This window comes from Floricoccus penangensis, from assembly GCF_001832885.1.
In the GTDB taxonomy this organism is placed as follows: Bacteria; Bacillota; Bacilli; order Lactobacillales; family Streptococcaceae; genus Floricoccus; species Floricoccus penangensis.
The window spans coordinates 251,657-269,623 of sequence record NZ_MKIQ01000027.1 but is presented as its reverse complement, the minus strand read 5'-3'; the positions used below and the strand labels follow the sequence as shown (position 1 = coordinate 269,623).

The 17,967-nt window shown below is 32.9% G+C and carries 18 protein-coding genes; 5 read left to right on the top strand and 13 right to left on the bottom strand.

Annotation, left to right across the window (positions count from 1 at the left end; translation table 11 throughout):
- Positions 1 to 144: 144 nt before the first annotated feature.
- Positions 145 to 1,497, top strand: a complete 1,353-nt coding sequence (gene murT / locus BG262_RS06000) for a lipid II isoglutaminyl synthase subunit MurT (protein ID WP_070787964.1) — start codon at positions 145 to 147, stop codon at positions 1,495 to 1,497.
- A 12-nt stretch (positions 1,498 to 1,509) separates the two neighbouring features.
- Positions 1,510 to 2,295, top strand: a complete 786-nt coding sequence (gene gatD / locus BG262_RS05995; protein ID WP_070787963.1) for a lipid II isoglutaminyl synthase subunit GatD — start codon at positions 1,510 to 1,512, stop codon at positions 2,293 to 2,295.
- Between the two features lie 26 nt (positions 2,296 to 2,321).
- Here gatD and BG262_RS05990 read toward each other — a convergent pair whose 3' ends face one another.
- The 6 genes from BG262_RS05990 to BG262_RS05970 all read right to left on the bottom strand — a co-directional run bounded on the left by BG262_RS05990 (position 2,322) and on the right by BG262_RS05970 (position 9,917).
- Positions 2,322 to 2,645 carry a DUF1801 domain-containing protein gene (locus BG262_RS05990; RefSeq protein WP_233278827.1) on the bottom strand — a complete coding sequence of 108 codons (324 nt, stop codon included), beginning with the start codon at positions 2,643 to 2,645 and terminating at the stop codon, positions 2,322 to 2,324.
- A 6-nt stretch (positions 2,646 to 2,651) separates the two neighbouring features.
- Positions 2,652 to 2,786: a hypothetical protein gene (locus BG262_RS10960; protein ID WP_267886991.1), complete on the bottom strand. Its 135-nt coding sequence runs from the start codon at positions 2,784 to 2,786 to the stop codon at positions 2,652 to 2,654.
- A 5-nt stretch (positions 2,787 to 2,791) separates the two neighbouring features.
- Positions 2,792 to 4,042 (bottom strand): TPM domain-containing protein, encoded by a 1,251-nt coding sequence (locus BG262_RS05985; protein WP_070787962.1) that lies wholly within the window; start codon positions 4,040 to 4,042, stop codon positions 2,792 to 2,794.
- A 139-nt stretch (positions 4,043 to 4,181) separates the two neighbouring features.
- Entirely contained in the window at positions 4,182 to 5,684 is a 1,503-nt protein-coding gene (pyk, locus tag BG262_RS05980) for a pyruvate kinase (RefSeq protein WP_070787961.1), read from the bottom strand.
- A 66-nt stretch (positions 5,685 to 5,750) separates the two neighbouring features.
- Positions 5,751 to 6,713, bottom strand: a complete 963-nt coding sequence (gene pfkA, locus BG262_RS05975; RefSeq protein WP_070787960.1) for a 6-phosphofructokinase — start codon at positions 6,711 to 6,713, stop codon at positions 5,751 to 5,753.
- A gap of 81 nt (positions 6,714 to 6,794) precedes the next feature.
- Positions 6,795 to 9,917: a DNA polymerase III subunit alpha gene (locus tag BG262_RS05970; protein WP_070787959.1), complete on the bottom strand. Its 3,123-nt coding sequence runs from the start codon at positions 9,915 to 9,917 to the stop codon at positions 6,795 to 6,797.
- Between the two features lie 475 nt (positions 9,918 to 10,392).
- On the opposite strand from BG262_RS05970, the gene BG262_RS05965 reads away from it, so the two are divergent.
- Together BG262_RS05965 and arr are read left to right on the top strand one after the other, a co-directional pair.
- Positions 10,393 to 10,572, top strand: coding sequence for a YjzD family protein (locus BG262_RS05965; RefSeq protein ID WP_070787958.1), 180 nt, complete (start codon positions 10,393 to 10,395; stop codon positions 10,570 to 10,572).
- An 8-nt stretch (positions 10,573 to 10,580) separates the two neighbouring features.
- Positions 10,581 to 11,021, top strand: coding sequence for an NAD(+)--rifampin ADP-ribosyltransferase (gene arr / locus BG262_RS05960; protein ID WP_070788088.1), 441 nt, complete (start codon positions 10,581 to 10,583; stop codon positions 11,019 to 11,021).
- 148 nt (positions 11,022 to 11,169) lie between these two features.
- Here arr and BG262_RS05955 read toward each other — a convergent pair whose 3' ends face one another.
- Positions 11,170 to 12,447: an extracellular solute-binding protein gene (locus BG262_RS05955; protein ID WP_070787957.1), complete on the bottom strand. Its 1,278-nt coding sequence runs from the start codon at positions 12,445 to 12,447 to the stop codon at positions 11,170 to 11,172.
- A gap of 230 nt (positions 12,448 to 12,677) precedes the next feature.
- Positions 12,678 to 14,288, bottom strand: a complete 1,611-nt coding sequence (pyrG, locus tag BG262_RS05950) for a CTP synthase (RefSeq protein WP_070787956.1) — start codon at positions 14,286 to 14,288, stop codon at positions 12,678 to 12,680.
- Between the two features lie 314 nt (positions 14,289 to 14,602).
- Between pyrG and BG262_RS05945 the strand changes: the two genes are divergently transcribed.
- Positions 14,603 to 14,848 carry a GlsB/YeaQ/YmgE family stress response membrane protein gene (locus BG262_RS05945; RefSeq protein ID WP_070787955.1) on the top strand — a complete coding sequence of 82 codons (246 nt, stop codon included), beginning with the start codon at positions 14,603 to 14,605 and terminating at the stop codon, positions 14,846 to 14,848.
- 57 nt (positions 14,849 to 14,905) lie between these two features.
- Here BG262_RS05945 and BG262_RS05940 read toward each other — a convergent pair whose 3' ends face one another.
- From BG262_RS05940 to truA, 5 genes are read right to left on the bottom strand one after another with little or no spacing between them, the layout of a single operon-like run.
- Complete coding sequence (locus BG262_RS05940) at positions 14,906 to 15,358, bottom strand: GNAT family N-acetyltransferase (protein ID WP_070787954.1); 453 nt, start codon at positions 15,356 to 15,358, stop codon at positions 14,906 to 14,908.
- 5 nt (positions 15,359 to 15,363) lie between these two features.
- Complete coding sequence (locus BG262_RS05935) at positions 15,364 to 15,903, bottom strand: TIGR01440 family protein (RefSeq protein WP_070787953.1); 540 nt, start codon at positions 15,901 to 15,903, stop codon at positions 15,364 to 15,366.
- The gene (locus tag BG262_RS05930) at positions 15,894 to 16,355 is read right to left on the bottom strand and encodes an ECF transporter S component (protein ID WP_070787952.1); all 462 of its coding nucleotides are present in this window, start codon (positions 16,353 to 16,355) and stop codon (positions 15,894 to 15,896) included. Before BG262_RS05930 ends, BG262_RS05935 begins: the two co-directional genes overlap by 10 nt.
- The gene (locus BG262_RS05925) at positions 16,345 to 17,109 is read right to left on the bottom strand and encodes a bifunctional hydroxymethylpyrimidine kinase/phosphomethylpyrimidine kinase (RefSeq protein WP_070787951.1); all 765 of its coding nucleotides are present in this window, start codon (positions 17,107 to 17,109) and stop codon (positions 16,345 to 16,347) included. The genes BG262_RS05930 and BG262_RS05925 overlap by 11 nt, the downstream gene beginning before the upstream one ends.
- Positions 17,099 to 17,869, bottom strand: coding sequence for a tRNA pseudouridine(38-40) synthase TruA (truA, locus tag BG262_RS05920; protein WP_070787950.1), 771 nt, complete (start codon positions 17,867 to 17,869; stop codon positions 17,099 to 17,101). The genes BG262_RS05925 and truA overlap by 11 nt, the downstream gene beginning before the upstream one ends.
- Positions 17,870 to 17,967: the final 98 nt, after the last annotated feature.

The following is a 17,967-nucleotide window of genomic DNA, read 5'->3' as shown; positions in this document are numbered from 1 at the left end:
CATATAATTACATAATGTTAAATAGAATCATGATAAAAATATTTTGTTATGTATTATAAATTTTTAATTATAAAATACATTAGGTAATATTTCATCTATTTCTCTCACTTTTTAAATGGTCACTTTTATGCTAAAATATCTATTATGAAAATACAATCGATTTTTGCTGCTTCAGTCGGAAGATCAGCGCATTTTGTACTAAAAAACTTTTTCAAGAGAGGCTCAACTTTCCCAGGAAAGCTGGCCCTTCAACTTGATCCAAATATACTCGATGAACTTGCTAATAACTACGATGAAATTATTGTTGTAACAGGTACTAATGGAAAAACTTTAACTACTGCTTTGACTGTTGGAATTTTAGAACAAGCCTTTGGCTCTGTGACTACTAATCCTACCGGAGCAAATATGATAACAGGGATTGTTTCAACCTTCCTGACTGCTCCTAAGGGGACAAATGGTAGTAAAAAAGTTGCTGTACTTGAAATCGATGAAGCAAGCTTACCTAAAATTACCCAATATATTAAACCAACACTTTTTGTCTTTACAAATATCTTTCGTGATCAAATGGATCGTTATGGAGAAATTTATACAACTTACGATTTAATCCTTAAAGGCGCAGCAAATAGTCCAGAAGCTACGATTCTTATGAATGGCGACAGTCCACTTTTCAGCTCAAAAGAAGTAGATAACAAGGTTCTTTACTACGGCTTTGATACAAAAAAAGGTGAGCCAAAACGAGCTCACTATAATACTGAGGGTGTACTTTGTCCAAGATGTCATCACATACTTAAATACAAGACTAATACATACGCTAATTTGGGGGATTACCTCTGCCCAAACTGCGATTTTAAACGTCCTGAACTTGATTACAAGCTAACTGAACTTGTAAGTATAGATAATGTATCAAGTGATTTTATTATCGACGGTCAAGATTATAGAATCAATGTGGGTGGATTATATAACATCTACAATGCTCTTGCGGCTGTAGCTGTGGCTGAATACCTTGGTGTATCTAGTAATCAAATTAAAGCTGGTTTTGATAATAGTCGTGCTGTTTTTGGTCGTCAAGAAACTTTTAATGTTGGTAATAAAAAATGCACACTTGTTCTTATTAAAAACCCAGTAGGTGCAAATCAAGTTCTTGATATGATAAAAATGGCTCCTTATCCTTTTGCCTTAGTAGCACTTCTCAATGCTAATTATGCTGATGGTATTGATACAAGTTGGATATGGGATGCAAATTTTGAAACAATCACTGATATGGATGTAACAAGCGTTATAACTGGTGGTGTACGTCATTCTGAAATGGCACGCCGTCTACGTGTTGCTGGTTTTGACGAAAATAATCTATCAGAAGTTGAAAGTCTCACTGCCGTACTCGAACAAATTCAAAATCAAGATACTGATCATGTATATATCCTAGCAACTTATACCGCTATGCTTGAAATGCGTGAGCTACTTAAAAATAAGAATATCATCTCTGGTGAGATGAAATAATAAGGAGATAGTATGTATAAATCAATTGAATCAAAAGAAAAAAATTATCCTTATTCGCTTAATGCAGCTCATTTGTATGGAGACTTAATGAATACATATGGGGACAACGGAAATGTTCTCATGCTTAAATACGTTGGTGAAAAGCTCGGTGCACATATGACTTTCAATATTGTTAGTCTTGAAGATGATTTCAAGGCTGATAAATTTGATCTTGCTTTTTTTGGTGGTGGTCAAGATTACGAACAAGTAATTGTAAGTGAAGATTTGCCTAAAAAAGCAGATGGTATTAAAGAGTACATTGAGAATGACGGTGTAATGCTTGCAATCTGTGGTGGTTTTCAACTTTTAGGACAATACTATATGGATGCAAGCGGACAAAAAATTCCGGGTATTTCGGCTATGAACCACTATACTCTTAACCAAAAAGATAACCGCTTCATCGGTGATATTGAAATTCATAATGATGAATTTGATGAAACCTATTATGGTTTCGAAAATCATCAAGGTAGAACATTTTTATCTGAAAAAGAAAAACCGCTTGGTAAAGTAGTTTTTGGTCAAGGAAATAATAGCGAAGATGGCACTGAAGGTGCTCACTATAAAAATGTTTTTTGTAGCTACTTCCACGGTCCAATTCTTTCAAGAAATACAAATCTTGCTTACCGCTTGATTAAGACAGCTCTTGAAAAAAAATATGGAAGTGAAATTGAAATACCTGCATTTGAAGATGTTCTTGCAAATGAAATGCAAGGTCAAGTTGTAAATGATATAAAGCGTAAGGCAGAAAAAAGTAAGTAAATAAGCTTTGACTATATAGTCAAGGCTTATTTTTTATCTCTATATCTTTCATAATTGTTAACATAATCTTTAAGAGAAATCTTTTTCATCAATTCTACTATTAATTCAAAAGGAATATTCTTAGGATTGGAAAACCTTATACAAGATTTTCCAATGTTCAGCTTTGTTGGAACTTCTTTAGCATACTCATCTTCAAACCAAGTTAATAATGCACGATTCCCCATCAATCCCATATGATATAAGGAAATATAATTTTTTTGACTTGCAAGACTGACAAAAGGTAAAGGTTCATCTTTTTGTCCTAAATATCCTTCGGGAAATATTGATAAAGGAACAACATAAGTTGGCATACAATATTAAAAATTCAACTCAAAACCCGATGGAATATTTTCATTTATAACATCTAATAATTTTTCATAAGAAGCTTTCCATTTATCATCAATAACTGAAATATATTTTTCAATATCTTTATTTTTATTAATATTTGACATATAATTTACCATCCTCCTGAGGCACCTCCTCCGCCTGAAGATCCACCACCAAAGCTATCGCCACCAGAATGATTAGCTGGGTTGTAAGTTGAAGAAGAATAGTCATTAGTCATGATATATCCGTCTCCACCATACAAACGATTACCAACAAGAATCCCATTCGACACAATCTTAGCATTTGGATTTTTTTCAATTATTTTCCCATAACCTATATTATCGTGTAGCGCCTTAAGACTTGTAATTGTTCCAATTCCACTCAAAAGTAAATAGTAAAAATCAGTTTTTGTACGATTAAGTGAACTAGTTTTACTATAATTTGTATACATGATCCCTAATTCGTTGGCTACTAAACGATTTTGTTTAATCAAATATGAAAGAATAAAAATGCCAATCACTGAAATTAGAATTATTATTATTGGAATTAATACTCTATAGGTAATTTGTGCATTTAGTTGGTCAATCTGTTCATTTAAATTATTTACTTTGATATTCATAATCTCAGTTACTGTTTTAGAAACTGATAAAATTGCCTTACTATAATGTTTATCCTTAAAATCATCAACGATGTCATCAGCATTAATTATTCGACCAGCTTTACCGTCGTTTAAGACTCCCTCCATTCCGTATCCAACTTCAAGACGGAACTTACGATCATCTATACTTATTAAATAAAGTACACCGTTATCAAGCTTAGAATCACCAATTCCAACCTTACGAAATATTTTATTTGCATAAGACTCAATAGTTTCATTTTCTGGTAATCTATTGATAGTGACAACCATATACTGTGCACCGTCTGTATAGCGAGCTAAATATTTATTCATATCATAGATTTTTGATCTTGTATCACTATCTATGATATTAGCATTATCAGAGACAAAAATATTATTCGAATCAATATTGATATAATTATCACCATCAATTTTTAAGGGAGTATTATTTTTTTCCTCTAATACATACTCCTTCATATTGTCTGCTCTATCTTGGTGAGGTGGATTATTTAAAATATCCTTTTTTTCTTTTTCAATTGTATTAATCCTGTTTTGGATATTATTTATTTTCCTAGGAGCAATAAATACTAAATATGAAATTGACAATACTGTTAAAATAGAAAATATTATTCTAAAAATAGAGTAATACTTCTCGTTTCTAACCAATTTTCCTTCAAAATTATTGAACTTTTTTAATCCATATTTAGGATTAGCTGCCTTATTCAATTTTTTACCAAATTTTTCAAAATCTTTTGTCGAAGTCATTTCTATTTACCTCTCTTTCTGATAATTCTATCAAAATACTATAGATGTTTACAGAAAAATATTATATATATCAAAAAAAATTAGTTAATGACTAAGCATTAACTAATTTTAATATTATTTTTATATAAAATTTTATTTATTATTTTACAGTTCTGATTCTCATTGTGTTAGTACGTCCTTCACCAACTGGAACACCAGCTACGATAACAATATTATCACCTGAATTTACAAAACCATATTTACGAGCAACTTCTTCTGCAACATCATACATATCATCAGTTGAAGCTGGACGTTCTTCAAGAACTGGGAATACACCCCAATTAATCATTAGAGATTTTTGAACAAATTCATCAAATGTAATTGCAAGAATATCAGTATCAGGACGGTATTTAGAAATTAAACGAGCAGTGTTACCTGATTCAGTAATTGCAACAACACACGCGATATCCATATTCTTAGTAGCATCTTTAACTGCTGAAGCAACAACTTCTGTTACACTTGAACGATCAAATTCTTCTTCGTTTAAACGTCCATATTCAGATAACATAGATTGAGCATTCATGTCAATTCTTGCCATCGCAGCTACAGATTCAACTGGATATTTACCATTTGCTGATTCACCTGAAAGCATAGTAGCATCAGTTCCATCAATAACAGCATTAAATACATCTGATACTTCTGAACGAGTAGCACGTGGTTTTTCAGTCATTGTTTCAAGCATGTTAGTTGCAGTAATTACAACTTTACCAGCCTTGTTAACTTTTCTGATAATTTGTTTTTGATAAACTGGAACCATTTCAAATGGAACTTCAATACCCATATCTCCACGAGCAATCATGATACCATCAGAAACTTCAATGATTTCATCTAAATTATCGATACCTTGTTGGTTTTCGATTTTTGGAAGAAGTTGAACATGAGTATTACCTGTTTCTTCAAGAATTGCACGAACTTCATTAACATCTTTAGCAGAACGAACGAATGAAATTGCAATGAAGTTAATTCCTTGTTCAAGACCAAAACGGATATCCGCATTGTCACGGTCAGCAAGAGCTGGGAAAGGAATTTTTGTATTAGGAATATTTACACCTTTTTGTTTAGCAATAACACCATCATTTTGAACTTCTACTTCAAATTCATGATTAGAAGGATCTTTAGCAACAACTGTAAGACCTAATTTACCATCATCGATAAGAATTGTTTGACCAACTGCAACATGGTGATAAATATCAATTCCACCAGCAACGTTCAAAGCAATTTTATCACGAGTTGATTTAAGACCTTGAGTAGTCATAACACGGATTGTTTCACCTGTTTTGTATTCAAACTCTTTATCATCACCTTCGAAAAGTTCAGTACGAATTTCTGGTCCTTTAGTATCTAATAGATAACCAACTTTTTGTCCTGCAATTTCTTCTGCACGACGAACAGTTTTCATACGTTCACCTTGCTCTTCATGATCACCATGTGAGAAATTAAAACGGAATACGTTAGCACCAGCTTGGATTAATTTAGCAATGTTTTTTGCACTTGCTTCAACATCAAGTGACTCTCCCCAATAGCCATCATCACCAAATTTTTTACCACCGCGAATTTCAACTGCTGGTCCAAGGGTTGCTACGATTTTTACACGTTTTTTCATTTTGTGGATACTCCTTCTTTTCTAAAATAATAGTTTATATAAATTTCTTATATATAGTTCTTATGATTATGAAATTTCTTGACTAAGTTTATAAAGATCTAAGTCAGTTTGATGCTTGTGATTTTTTAATGTATCAATAATATCACGCGCTACAAGTTTTTCACCTTCAACACCTACTGCAAGACCACCCTTATTATCTTTAAGTAAATCTACAGCGTATGCACCCATACGGCTAGCTAGAACACGGTCACGAGCAGTTGGTGCACCACCACGTTGCATATGTCCTAAGATAGATACACGTAAGTCACCTACATCACCATGTTTTTTAAGTTCTTGAGCGAATTCTTCTCCACCCATAACACCTTCAGCTACAACAATAAGGTTATGTTTCTTACCTCTCTTGTAACCTTCTTGAATACGGCCAACAATTTCATCGAAATCAAAGTCTACTTCAGGAATGATGATTTCATCAGCACCACCAGAAATACCTGCGTTTAAGGCAATATCTCCAGCACCACGACCCATTACCTCAATTACGAAAGTACGAATGTGACTTTTAGATGTATCACGAAGTTTATCAATTACATCAACTGCAGTATTAACAGCTGTATCAAATCCAATTGTATAATCAGTACCAGGAATATCATTATCAATAGTTCCAGGAACTCCAACAGCTGGGAAACCATGTTCAGTAAGTCTCATTGCTCCATGGTAAGAACCATCCCCACCAATAACAACAACACCTTCAATACCATGTTTCTTCAATTGCTCAATACCAGCCAATTGACCTTCTTTTTCTTTAAATTCTGGATAACGGGCAGAATATAGGAAAGTTCCGCCTTGAGATGCTTTATCAGATACATCTTTAGCTGTAAGTGGGAAGATATCTCCAGCAACCATACCAGCGTATCCGTAGTTAATTCCAAAAACTTCCATGTCTTCATGAAGAGCTTTACGGACAACCGCACGAATAGCAGCGTTCATTCCAGGTGCGTCTCCACCACTGGTTAAAACAGCAATACGTTTCATTAATACATTTCCTCCATCAATATTTTAAACATTAATATTATAGCACGATTTCCTTGTTATGTCTTAGAAATTGTTAATAAATTATCTATAAACCGTTTTCAAGATAAAAGGCTCTAACTTACTTAATAATAAACCGTTTTCTTCAACAGAAATCTCAATTTGTCGTGTCTGACCACTGTCTTGAAAGTGCAAAATAACAGGTATAAAACCTGGAAAATCTCGCAGAATACTGGCAATTCTTTGATTGTTTAAAGAGTTTTCCAGATTAATCCAAAGTTTTACACCATTATCCTCTCTTAAAACAATCCTATCTGCTACCATTTGCAGCCGATCATTACGACTAGATACCTTACCCATCATTAAGTAAATTCCTCCCTCTTGGAGCAAATTACGATATTGACGGAAGCTTTCAGGAAAAAGTGTTATATCCAATGTCCCTTGAGTATCTTGAACAGTAAGGAAAGCCATTTTTTCACCTGTCTTAGTCTTATGTTCTCGAATTCGAATCAACTCAACTAAAATAGTTTGCCTTTTATTTACCTGTAATTTATCTGTTGATGTATATTCTCCCGTATATGAAAGTGTGATATCAGTCAAAGGATGAGGAGTAAGAGCAACAGATAAAAGTTCTAATTCTTTGTTATATTTCTCAGTTTGACTATAATCCTCAAAATCTTGGTAAGAAAAATTAAGGGAATTTAAACCAAATAAATCAAGCTGAATTGTTTGATTGTATTCAATCAATTTTGGAAGATTCTCCACCAATTTCCTTCGATTAGAATCAAAGATTTCAAAGGCACCAACCTCAATTAATGGATTAATATAATTTGGCTTTTGAAAGTTTTCTGGTAATTTTTTAATAAAGTCCGAAAAATCACTATACGGTCTTTCATTGATAATATGTAGGGCCATGTCTTTTGGCAATCCTTTGACATGACTCAAACCTAGATTAATTTTATTTCCTGAAATTTTATCATGGTAAGGCATTGAATTAATAGATAACTTAGCAAAATCAAAGCCATTCTTTTGAGCATCTGTCAAGTAAATTTCTCTTTTCCCATCAGTCAAAAGGGCTTCATAAAAAGCATCTGGATAGTAAGCCTTAAAGAAAGTTAGTTGATAGGCAAGAGCTGCATAGGCATAGGCATGTGATCTGTTAAAACCGTAATTTGCAAATTTCTCAATCAACTCATATATATATATTGCTTGGCTTTCAGTATGACCGTTAGCAACTGAACCACTCACAAATTCCTGTTTTAATGCTTCAATCTCCTTAAGATTCTTTTTTGAGATTGCACGGCGGAGTAAGTCGGCTCTACCTAAACTAAAACCAGCATATCGGTTAGCAATCTGAATAATTTGCTCCTGATAAATCATTATTCCATAGGTTGGTTCTAAAATATCCTTAATAGAATCATCAGGATAAACTGGAACTTCTTGCCCATGACGCCTCTTTATAAAAGAATCAATATTTTGAGATGGCCCTGGTCTAAAAATTGAAGTCGCATTAACTATATCATCAAATTTGTCAGGTTTTAATCTTCTTAACATTTTAAGCATCTGAGGATTTTCAAATTGAAAAATTCCCATTGTATTGCCTTGTCTAAAAATCTCTAATACATTCTGGTCTTCAAGGTCAATAGCTAAAAAGTCAATTTCCTTGTCATATTTCTTCAATACTAACTGCTTCATCTTTTCAATCAAAGAAAGATTTCTTAATCCTAAAAAGTCAATCTTAAGCAATCCAATATCTTCAATTGCATATGCTTCATATTGGGTAATTGCTAAGTTATCTCCAGGAGCCAGTGGCGTATAATTTGTTAATTCATTTTCAGCAAGTACTACTCCTGAAGCATGGATTGATGTTTGACGTGGAAAACCTTCAATTTTAACTGCAGTCTCATAAATTTGCTTTAAGAAAGAATCTTTAAGAATCTCAGATCTAAAACGATTATTGTTGGCATATTCTTCCTTAAGGTTGGTTCTTCCATGAATCATTTTTGTAAGGTTAGTCGCTTCTACATCAGTCATTCCATATACCTTAGCTACATCCCTTAAGCTTTGCTTCATACCAAAAGTTGAATAAGTCAAAATTTGAGCAGAGTGGCTTTGGCCATAACGAGTTTTTACGTAGTTTAAAAGCACATCTCTTTTATCATTAGGAATATCAATATCAATATCGGGCATGCTGTAACGTTCAGGATTTAAAAAACGTTCAAAAAGTAAATTATTTTTAACAGGATCGACATGAGTTATCTCAAGGGCATAAGCCACCAAAGAACCTGCTGCAGAGCCCCTTCCCATACCAGTATAAATATCTTCACTTCTTGCATATCTTAAAAGATCAGCAACAATTAAAAAGTAGTCATCAAATCCCATGTCATGAATTACTGACAATTCATGATTTAGACGCGTTTCATAAATCTCATCTAAATTGCTAATTTGTTTTTCCAAACCAGCAAATGCTAGATCACGGAGCTCTTCAACTGCTGGAATTTTTTTATTGAAAACTGGAAGAGATAAGTTCTCTTCTAAATCGTATTTAATATTAGATACTAAATTTTCAAGATTCTTAACACTCCCAGGAAATCTTCCATCAAAATACGATGCAAATGACTCTGGTGACTGGAGGTACTCACGACTATCATAGACCAAACTCTCATCTAGTTTCGAACCGTCACGTACTGCTTGCAATACGTATAAAGTTTCAGAATCTGTCTTATTTAGATATCTGATAGCAGGTAAAGGCAATATTGGGTAGTCCGACTTCATATTAGAATTACTATCTAAATCAACCCCTGTATAAATATCTAGTCCTTTTTTGTCATTGTGTATCCTAAATCCTTGAGGAAGAGCAATCGCTATATTATCCATATGATTAAGAAAATCCTCAATGTTCCTATGTCCATAATTATATTTTGTTGAAATTTTGAGTAAATTCTTATATCCTGCTGTATTTTTTGCAATAAAGTGAACTGTTGCTGGTACCCCATCCAAAAGCAAACTTGCTTCAAGTCCAATTATTGGATTGAGATCTGACTTATTCGCTAATTTGATAAAGGAATAAGCTGCATGAAGATTAGCCTGGTCCATAATACCAATATTTTTATATCCCATATTTTTAGCAACAGAAATATACCCCTCAAGACTTATGGTACTCGAAAGAAAGCTATAATATGTTTTAACATTTAATGGTGTGAACACTGGTAATACTCCTTAACTAACTATCACTTTTTCAATAGAATTCTTTATGTTATATTTTACCATTTAAGCATAGATAAGTCATTTGAATCAACAAGAACATCCTTTATATAGACTGATTTATACAAAAGAAAGTGATTACACAAACTTTACTCTTGACCTTTTTGTTATTTTATTGCATTATAATATAGCTCTAACTTATTATTTCATGGGAGGGAAGCTCTTTCATAAGGAGCTAGCATTAGGGTAAAAAAAGAGAAAGAATAAAAGAGAGCTACTATCATATCTACAGCTTGCTAAAGCTGTAGTTTTACTTACTTATATATTTAATTTAAAAGCTATTTTTGATTAAATTTTATTCATATTATAAAGTTTGACACTGATAAGTCATTATGTTAGTATTATACTGATTTTGAGGAAAAATGCTGAAAGTCTTTTCCAGTATTTCTAATGTTTTATTTATAGAAAAGAGACGATTATGAAATTTTTTACAGTACTTTTTTGGTCAATGATTTTGGGACAGATTTTAGGTTATATCCTAAGTGCCCTACAAGGAACTCCAGATAATTATTTTATTGCTGCAGGTATTTCAATTTACATGGCAGTATTTGTATATTTCCTTGGAAATGTTATAAAACCTAAAGCAGAAGCTAAATAATCCACTTGATTAGTGGATTTTTTCTTCCCCTACAATATAAAAAAAGGAGAAATATATTGAATATTAAAGGGCCATACTATCATGGAACAAAAGCAGATTTACAAATTGGTGACTTATTAACAGCTGGTTTCAAATCAAATTACGATGACAAGGTTGTCATGAATCACATATATTTTACTGCGATAGCAAAGGGGGCAGGACTTGCTGCTGATATTGCTCAAGGTGAAGGAAAGCCTAGAGTCTATATCGTTGAGCCAACCGGTCAATTTGAGGATGATCCAAATGTTACTGATAAAAAGTTTCCCGGAAACCCTACAAAATCATATAGGAGTCAAGAACCATTAAAAGTTGTTGGAGAAGTCACTGAATGGGAAGAATTCCCTACTGAGTTTGTCCAATCAATTAGGGAAAAAATAGCAAGTGGCAATCCAGGTGAAATAATAAACTAAAAGAAGGTAGACTTGCGCTACCTTCTTTTTCTACATTATAGTTGATTAAAATAGAAATACCCTTCAACATTTGTCGGTTATACTTGAATAAGAATACTTATAAGTATAAATCACAACGATGCATTAGTCTATTTTTAAGTTACTATATTTATTGATTCCATGCGGCTTGGAGTTGTTTAGTTCCATCTTGAATCATTTTTTCCCTATCCCCTTTAGGATTAGAAAGAATGTTTTCCATTATAGACTTCACCTCATTATTAAGTGCTGCATTTGAATTTTCAGTAACAGGGAAATAAACCAAGTCTTTTGTAGACTCAGATAATATACCTGGAATTTGAGTATTCTTAGAATCTAGATATTCTTTATTTTCGAGTACAGATTCAACAACTGGCATATACCCACTTTTTTGTGCCCAATACAATTGAACCTTAGATGATGATAGATATTTCATATATTCAAATGCTGCCGTTTTCTCGGAACCACTAGCATTTTTGAACATATATATATCAGTACCACGTTGAATATTCTTATTTTCTGGACGAACGGCCATACCATATTTATATCCAGCTGCTGTTGCATTTTTGGCAACAAAAGGTTCTGCTGAAATGCTACCTATGAACATAGCAACCTTTTTATTTCCAAATGGGACTGAAACATACTTATCTGACCCTGCTGTCTGAAAATAGCCATCCTTCACTCCATCAGCATAATAATTTACTACTTCTCTTGATTCTTTACTATTAAATGGAACATCTTTATTTACCTCTATACCCTTATTTTCCATTCCAAGGAAATAGTAAATATCTAAAGCATCAAAGCCAGCACCAACTACTTGACCATTGGATTTTTGATAGATGGCCTTAGATACTTCCTTAAGTTCATCTAAAGTTTTAGGAACCTCTACCCCATACTCTTTAAACATATCTTCATTATAGAAAAGTGCCTCAGTTGACTTATTAAAGGGAATTCCGTACTGAACATCTTCAATCTTTGCACCATCTAAGAATGGTTGTCTTATTTTTTCCTGATCTCCCCAACCAATCTTATCATTCTCAATATAAGGCGTTAAATCCTCCATTTGTCCACTTTTTGCTGCATCATAAAACCATCCAGGATGCCCTTGTGTGATCGTCGGTAAGTTTTTAGGAGTTTGCATTGTTGAATTAAGTTTTGCTTGTAAATCCTTATATTCTTGTTGATTTTGAAGTTTAATCTTTATCTTTGGATTTTCCTTTTGAAAGTCCTCCGTAATTTTAGTGAGCGCCTTCTCTTGTTCACCATTCATGGCATGCCAAAAAGTAACTGTAGTATTATCTTTAATCTCAGTAACAATATCACTACTACTTGACTTCTTTCCACTACATGCAGATAGACTAGCAATTGTAGTTATTGCTAATGCAAGTACAACCAATCTTTTGAATTTCATTTTACTCTCCCTATAAAATAATTTTCTATTCTGCCTTACAAAATTTAAACGGTCTACTTTTAGATTTAACCAGTAAATTTTAAAATCATTTATGTAAACGTTTACCGTTATAATATATCATTAATAAAAAAATATCTCCATACAATTATTTCTCTTTCTGTGCACTTTTCATAAAAATATATTTCTATATAAAAAACCCTATCAAAATTTAATTGATAGAGTTAAATTTTTTATTTTGATTCAGCATTTTCCACTGATGCAGTAATAAAAGCCGTATAAAGTTCTTCTGAACGATTTGGACGACTTGAAAGTTCTGGATGATATTGACAAGCTACAAAGAATTTTTTGTCAGATAACTCCACAACTTCAACCAAACGGTTGTCTGGAGAAACTCCTGAGAATACAAAGCCTGCATCTTCAAACTGTTCACGGAACTTATTATTAAATTCATAACGGTGACGGTGACGACGTTGAACCACTTCTTGATTATTATAAGCTTTTGCAGTAACACTATTAGCTTTTAATTTAGCAGGATAAAGTCCCAAACGGAGTGTTCCACCCATATCTTCAACATCAACTTGATCACGCATCAAGTCAATGATTGGATAATTAGTTTCAGGATCTAATTCAGCAGAGTTTGCTCCTTCAAGTCCTAAAACATTACGAGCAAATTCCACACATGTAAGTTGCATACCAAGACAGATTCCTAACATTGGTACATCATTTACACGAGCATATTCAATAGCAACCAACTTACCTTCTGTTCCACGGCTTCCAAATCCACCAGGAACGATGATACCATCAGCATCTCCAAGTAATGTTTGTGCATTTTCCTTAGTCAAATCATTTGCATTGACCCAATCAAGATCAATAGCAGTATCATTTGAATAACCAGCATGTTTCAATGCTTCAACAACTGATAGATAGGCATCAGGAAGTTCTACATATTTACCAACAAGAGCAATTTTTGTAGTCTTCTTAAGATTCATAACATGGTCAACCATGTTAGTCCAGTCAGTCATATCTGCTTTTGGAACATCAAGTTTCAAGTGATCAACTACGATTTGATCCATGTTTTGTGCTTGCAGGTTTAATGGAATTTGATATAAGTGCTCAACGTCCATTGATTCGATTACTGCTTCTGGAGCAACGTCACAGAATTGAGCTAATTTATTTTTAATGCCTTGTTCAACTGGTTCTTCAGTACGAATAACTAGCATATCAGGTTGAATACCTAAACCACGAAGCTCTTTAACAGAGTGTTGAGTTGGCTTAGTTTTCATCTCACCAGCAGCTTTTAGATATGGAAGTAAAGTTGTATGAATGTACATAACATTATCACGACCAACATCAGCCTTCATTTGGCGAAGTGCTTCTAAAAATGGAAGAGATTCAATATCACCGACAGTACCACCAACTTCAGTAATGATAACATCACTATCAGTTGTAGTCGCTGCACGTTTAATTTTTTCTTTAAGTGCATCTGTGATATGTGGAATTACTTGAACTGTTGCCCCTAAATACTCCCCTTTACGTTCCTTACGTAAAACTTCTGAATAAATTTTACCAGTAGTAACGTTTGAGTATTTGTTTAGATTAATGTCGATGAAACGTTCATAGTGGCCAAGGTCTAAGTCAGTTTCAGCTCCATCATCAGTTACATAAACTTCACCATGTTGGTATGGGCTCATTGTACCTGGGTCAATATTGATATAAGGATCAAATTTTTGAATTGTCACCTTTAAACCACGATTCTTCAACAAACGTCCAAGACTCGCTGCTACAATACCTTTACCAATTGATGAAACTACACCACCAGTGACGAAAATATACTTTGTCATTAATTTCCTCTTTCTTTGAATATATAAATAAGGGGATGAACTTTTCATATTTTTACAAAATATTTTCCATAAAAATTATGAATAAAAATAAAAAATGCACCCCTAGGGTGCAACTGTCTGACTTCTTTCGAAGTGCCCGAAAATTATAATACCTTAAATTTGAAAAAAAATCAACACTTAGGCATAAGTATAGTAATTCACAAGAATTAAATTAACAAAATTCAGTCATAAGTATGATATCTTTGTTATTGTTAAATGTTAAAAAAAATACTATCATTATTATATAAAGATTATAGGTTGAAAGGAAGATTATCATGCTTTGGACATTAATAGTAGGGGGCTTTATTGGCTTCTTTGCTGGTAAAATAGCAAAACGCTCAGATTCAATGGGACTTATTTATAAAATTTTCGCTGGTCTTGCTGGTTCATTTATTGGTGAAAGATTATTTAGTAACTTTGGACCTCATTTAGCAGGTATGGCCATCATACCTTCAATAATTGGTGCAGTAATAGTTATTATACTTGTAAGTTACTTTACAGATGGAAATAATAGAAGATAAATTTAAATTGAAAAAAGGAAGTTAAATATTCAAATTGCTGAATATTTAACTTTCTTTTTATTTTTTATATGAATAGTAATCACCATTATCAATTTTTTCAAAACCAAGGCTTTCAAAGAGTCTTTGAGAGCCTTTATTATATTTATAGACTGATTTAACACGAAAGGATTTATTTTTATTTAATTTATTTTCAAAATATTTTACTACCTTCTTGCCAACTCCTCTTCCTTGAAATCTTTTATCAATAACAATGGCAAAGTCTTTGTCGCTAAAACAAACATCACCAATAGTTTGAAATATATTTTTTTCAAGATACTCAATATAAAATAACTCACCGTGCTCATTTTGCCATTCATACATTCTTTCAATATCAGAATAATTGAAAGGAATACTAGTTCCATTAACCAACCATTGAATCTCTAAATCAGAATACCATACCAGCGATTCTTTCCTTACATAGTCATATGATTGTAAAAATAATGTATCAGAAATTTTTATCTTCTTATTCATAATTTCTAGTATTGTGCCCTTTCACCACCTATAAGCTTTGGTCGACTGGTAAGAGCTGTAACATGTGCTGCTCCAATTTCCTTAAGAACTGGTCTTAAGGGTATTTGCACGTGCTTAACATGCATCCCTATTGAAGTATCACCAATATCAATTCCTGCGAATGCTTTAATATGCTCCACTTCGACTGGATCATTAAATAGTTTCAAAGCGGCAACTTGCCCACTTCCTCCCGCATGGAGAGCGGGTATTACAGAAACCTCTTCAAGATTAAATTTTTCAGCAACTTCTCTCTCTACTAATAGTGCACGATTTAAGTGTTCACATGCTTGAACAGCTAGGAAAATATTACGCTTTGTAAGTTCATCATAAATTGTTCCAACTATTACTTGACCGATTTCAGCACTTGAATTTTTACCAATTACACCACCATTTACTTCACTTGAACTCAGACCCAAGACAAAAATTTGTCCTGACTTAATGTTTGATTTTTCAATAACGTCAATTATGTCAATTCGAGTTTGCTTTTCAATTTCTTTTAAATCCATTTTAATTTCAACCCTTCCATCAATTTATTAATTAATAATGCAACCACAATCCCTACAATATTTTGAAGAAGATTAGGAACTATTCCCTCAATTGCTCCAGCCATTCCATACATGAAAAAGGTAACTATGAAATATCCAACAACCATCACGATGGTTGCAAGAGAAAATCCTAGCCAAGTTGGTTTTTTATATGCAAGGTATCCTTGTAATCCATGGATAATAAGTGAGAAGAACATCCACTGTGGGTAACCAGATAATAAATCAAAAATAAATGCTGAACCACCTGCCACTCCAGCAACATAGATAGGATTTGAAAAGTTCAATGCAGCAAGAAATATACCAGCATCAAGCATTGTTACAACTCCAGTAGGTGTTGGGATCTTTAAAAAATATGCAAAAACTACTAAAAGTGCTGTATAAATTGAAAGAAAGGTTAACTTTTTAACATTCATAATTTTGTACTACTCCGTATTCATTTGAATTTTTTATTGCTTGAAAAACAAATTCTTTTGCATTTCTGACAGAGTCATAAACATCCACTCCTTTTGCTAAATTAGAAGCTATGCTTGAAGCAAAAGTACAACCTGCCCCATAGTTATTCTTTCTAAGAATAGCTTTTTCAAGAATTTTAAATTCTTCACCATCGTAAAATAAATCAATTGCCTTATCTTGCTCCAGTCTGTTACCACCTTTTATAACAATATTTTTTGGACCAAATGAATACAATATTTTTGCGACTTCTTTCATATCACTCATATTTTTTATTTTGTGATTTGATAAAATTTCTGCTTCAATTATATTTGGTGTGATGACTGTGGCTTGTGATAGTAATTTTTCTATGAACAGATCGCGTATTTCCGAAACTTCATAGTCGTTATTTTCCTTGAAGACAATAACGGGATCAAGGATAATCGGTGCATTTTTATTTTTCAAAAAGTCAGCCGTCAAATCAAGAATTTGCTTGTTCGGAAGCAAGCCTATTTTAATAGCCGAAACTTCTATATTTTCAAGACTATCCAACTGATCTTTTAAAATTTTTGTATCTACTGGATTGACGAAAAAATTATCTTCTTTTACTGTTACAATGCTGGTCAAAGCCATGAAAGCATATAGATTATAGTGAGCGTAAGTTGCAAGGTCCGCCTGAATCCCACCACCACTTAATATATCACTACCACCAATTGTTAAAATCTTTTTAGTAACCATTCACTTCCTCATCCACATATCTAACTTCTTTTAGATAGAGTCCTTCTGGTACTGCTGTAGGGCCAGCTAGATTACGGTCTTTAGATGCTATTATTTTTTCAACTTGCTCTACTGGCATCCTATTGTTCCCGATTTTCAAAAGTGTACCTACCATATTTCTAATCTGTTTGTACAAAAAGCCATTGCCAGAAAACGTGAACTTTATCGTATTCTCATCAATTTGCTCAATATCTGCTTGAGTTATTGTCCTAACTTTATTTTCAACACTAGTTCCACTTGCAGTAAAACCTGTAAAATCATGCTCTCCAATCAAATACTTTGCTGCCTCTTGCATTCTACTTAGATTCAAGTCATAACGAAAATGCCCTGCATAATTTCTTTTAAAAGGATCACGAGCCTTTGAAGTATCAAGTAAGTATTCATAAGTTTTTTCATGTTTATTATAACGTACATGAAAATCATCAGAAACTTCTTCTACTTCAAGAACAGCTATATCATCAGGACCTTGTGTATCAAGAGCAAATCGTAATTTTTCCTCATCTCTTTTTTGAGGTAAATCAAAATGAATTACCTGGGCAATTGCATGAACACGTGCATCAGTTCTGCCACTTCCTTGAACACCAACAGGATTACCTGAATTTAATTTTTTTAATACTTTTTCTAATTCTCCTTGAATGCTTCTAACATTTTGTTTGGTTTGTATTTGAAAACCCGAAAAGTTAGTGCCATCGTAGGAAATTATTGCTTTATATCTAGTCATAAAGTTATTATATCATGAATATTAAAGTTCAAACTTTTAAAAATATCAGGAGCTTATATAAATATTAAATGATCACAAATTATATAAAAAAAGCAGAC

Bases quoted from the DNA above. Each gene is read 5' to 3' on its own strand.
- murT (WP_070787964.1), top strand. From the start codon at position 145: ATGAAAATACAATCGATTTTTGCTGCTTCAGTCGGAAGATCAGCGCAT.
- gatD (WP_070787963.1), top strand. From the start codon at position 1,510: ATGTATAAATCAATTGAATCAAAAGAAAAAAATTATCCTTATTCGCTT.
- BG262_RS05990 (WP_233278827.1), bottom strand. From the start codon at position 2,645: ATGCCAACTTATGTTGTTCCTTTATCAATATTTCCCGAAGGATATTTA.
- BG262_RS10960 (WP_267886991.1), bottom strand. From the start codon at position 2,786: ATGTCAAATATTAATAAAAATAAAGATATTGAAAAATATATTTCAGTT.
- BG262_RS05985 (WP_070787962.1), bottom strand. From the start codon at position 4,042: ATGACTTCGACAAAAGATTTTGAAAAATTTGGTAAAAAATTGAATAAG.
- pyk (WP_070787961.1), bottom strand. From the start codon at position 5,684: ATGAAAAAACGTGTAAAAATCGTAGCAACCCTTGGACCAGCAGTTGAA.
- pfkA (WP_070787960.1), bottom strand. From the start codon at position 6,713: ATGAAACGTATTGCTGTTTTAACCAGTGGTGGAGACGCACCTGGAATG.
- BG262_RS05965 (WP_070787958.1), top strand. From the start codon at position 10,393: ATGAAATTTTTTACAGTACTTTTTTGGTCAATGATTTTGGGACAGATT.
- BG262_RS05955 (WP_070787957.1), bottom strand. From the start codon at position 12,447: ATGAAATTCAAAAGATTGGTTGTACTTGCATTAGCAATAACTACAATT.
- pyrG (WP_070787956.1), bottom strand. From the start codon at position 14,288: ATGACAAAGTATATTTTCGTCACTGGTGGTGTAGTTTCATCAATTGGT.
- BG262_RS05945 (WP_070787955.1), top strand. From the start codon at position 14,603: ATGCTTTGGACATTAATAGTAGGGGGCTTTATTGGCTTCTTTGCTGGT.
- BG262_RS05940 (WP_070787954.1), bottom strand. From the start codon at position 15,358: ATGAATAAGAAGATAAAAATTTCTGATACATTATTTTTACAATCATAT.
- BG262_RS05935 (WP_070787953.1), bottom strand. From the start codon at position 15,903: ATGGATTTAAAAGAAATTGAAAAGCAAACTCGAATTGACATAATTGAC.
- BG262_RS05930 (WP_070787952.1), bottom strand. From the start codon at position 16,355: ATGAATGTTAAAAAGTTAACCTTTCTTTCAATTTATACAGCACTTTTA.
- BG262_RS05925 (WP_070787951.1), bottom strand. From the start codon at position 17,109: ATGGTTACTAAAAAGATTTTAACAATTGGTGGTAGTGATATATTAAGT.
- truA (WP_070787950.1), bottom strand. From the start codon at position 17,869: ATGACTAGATATAAAGCAATAATTTCCTACGATGGCACTAACTTTTCG.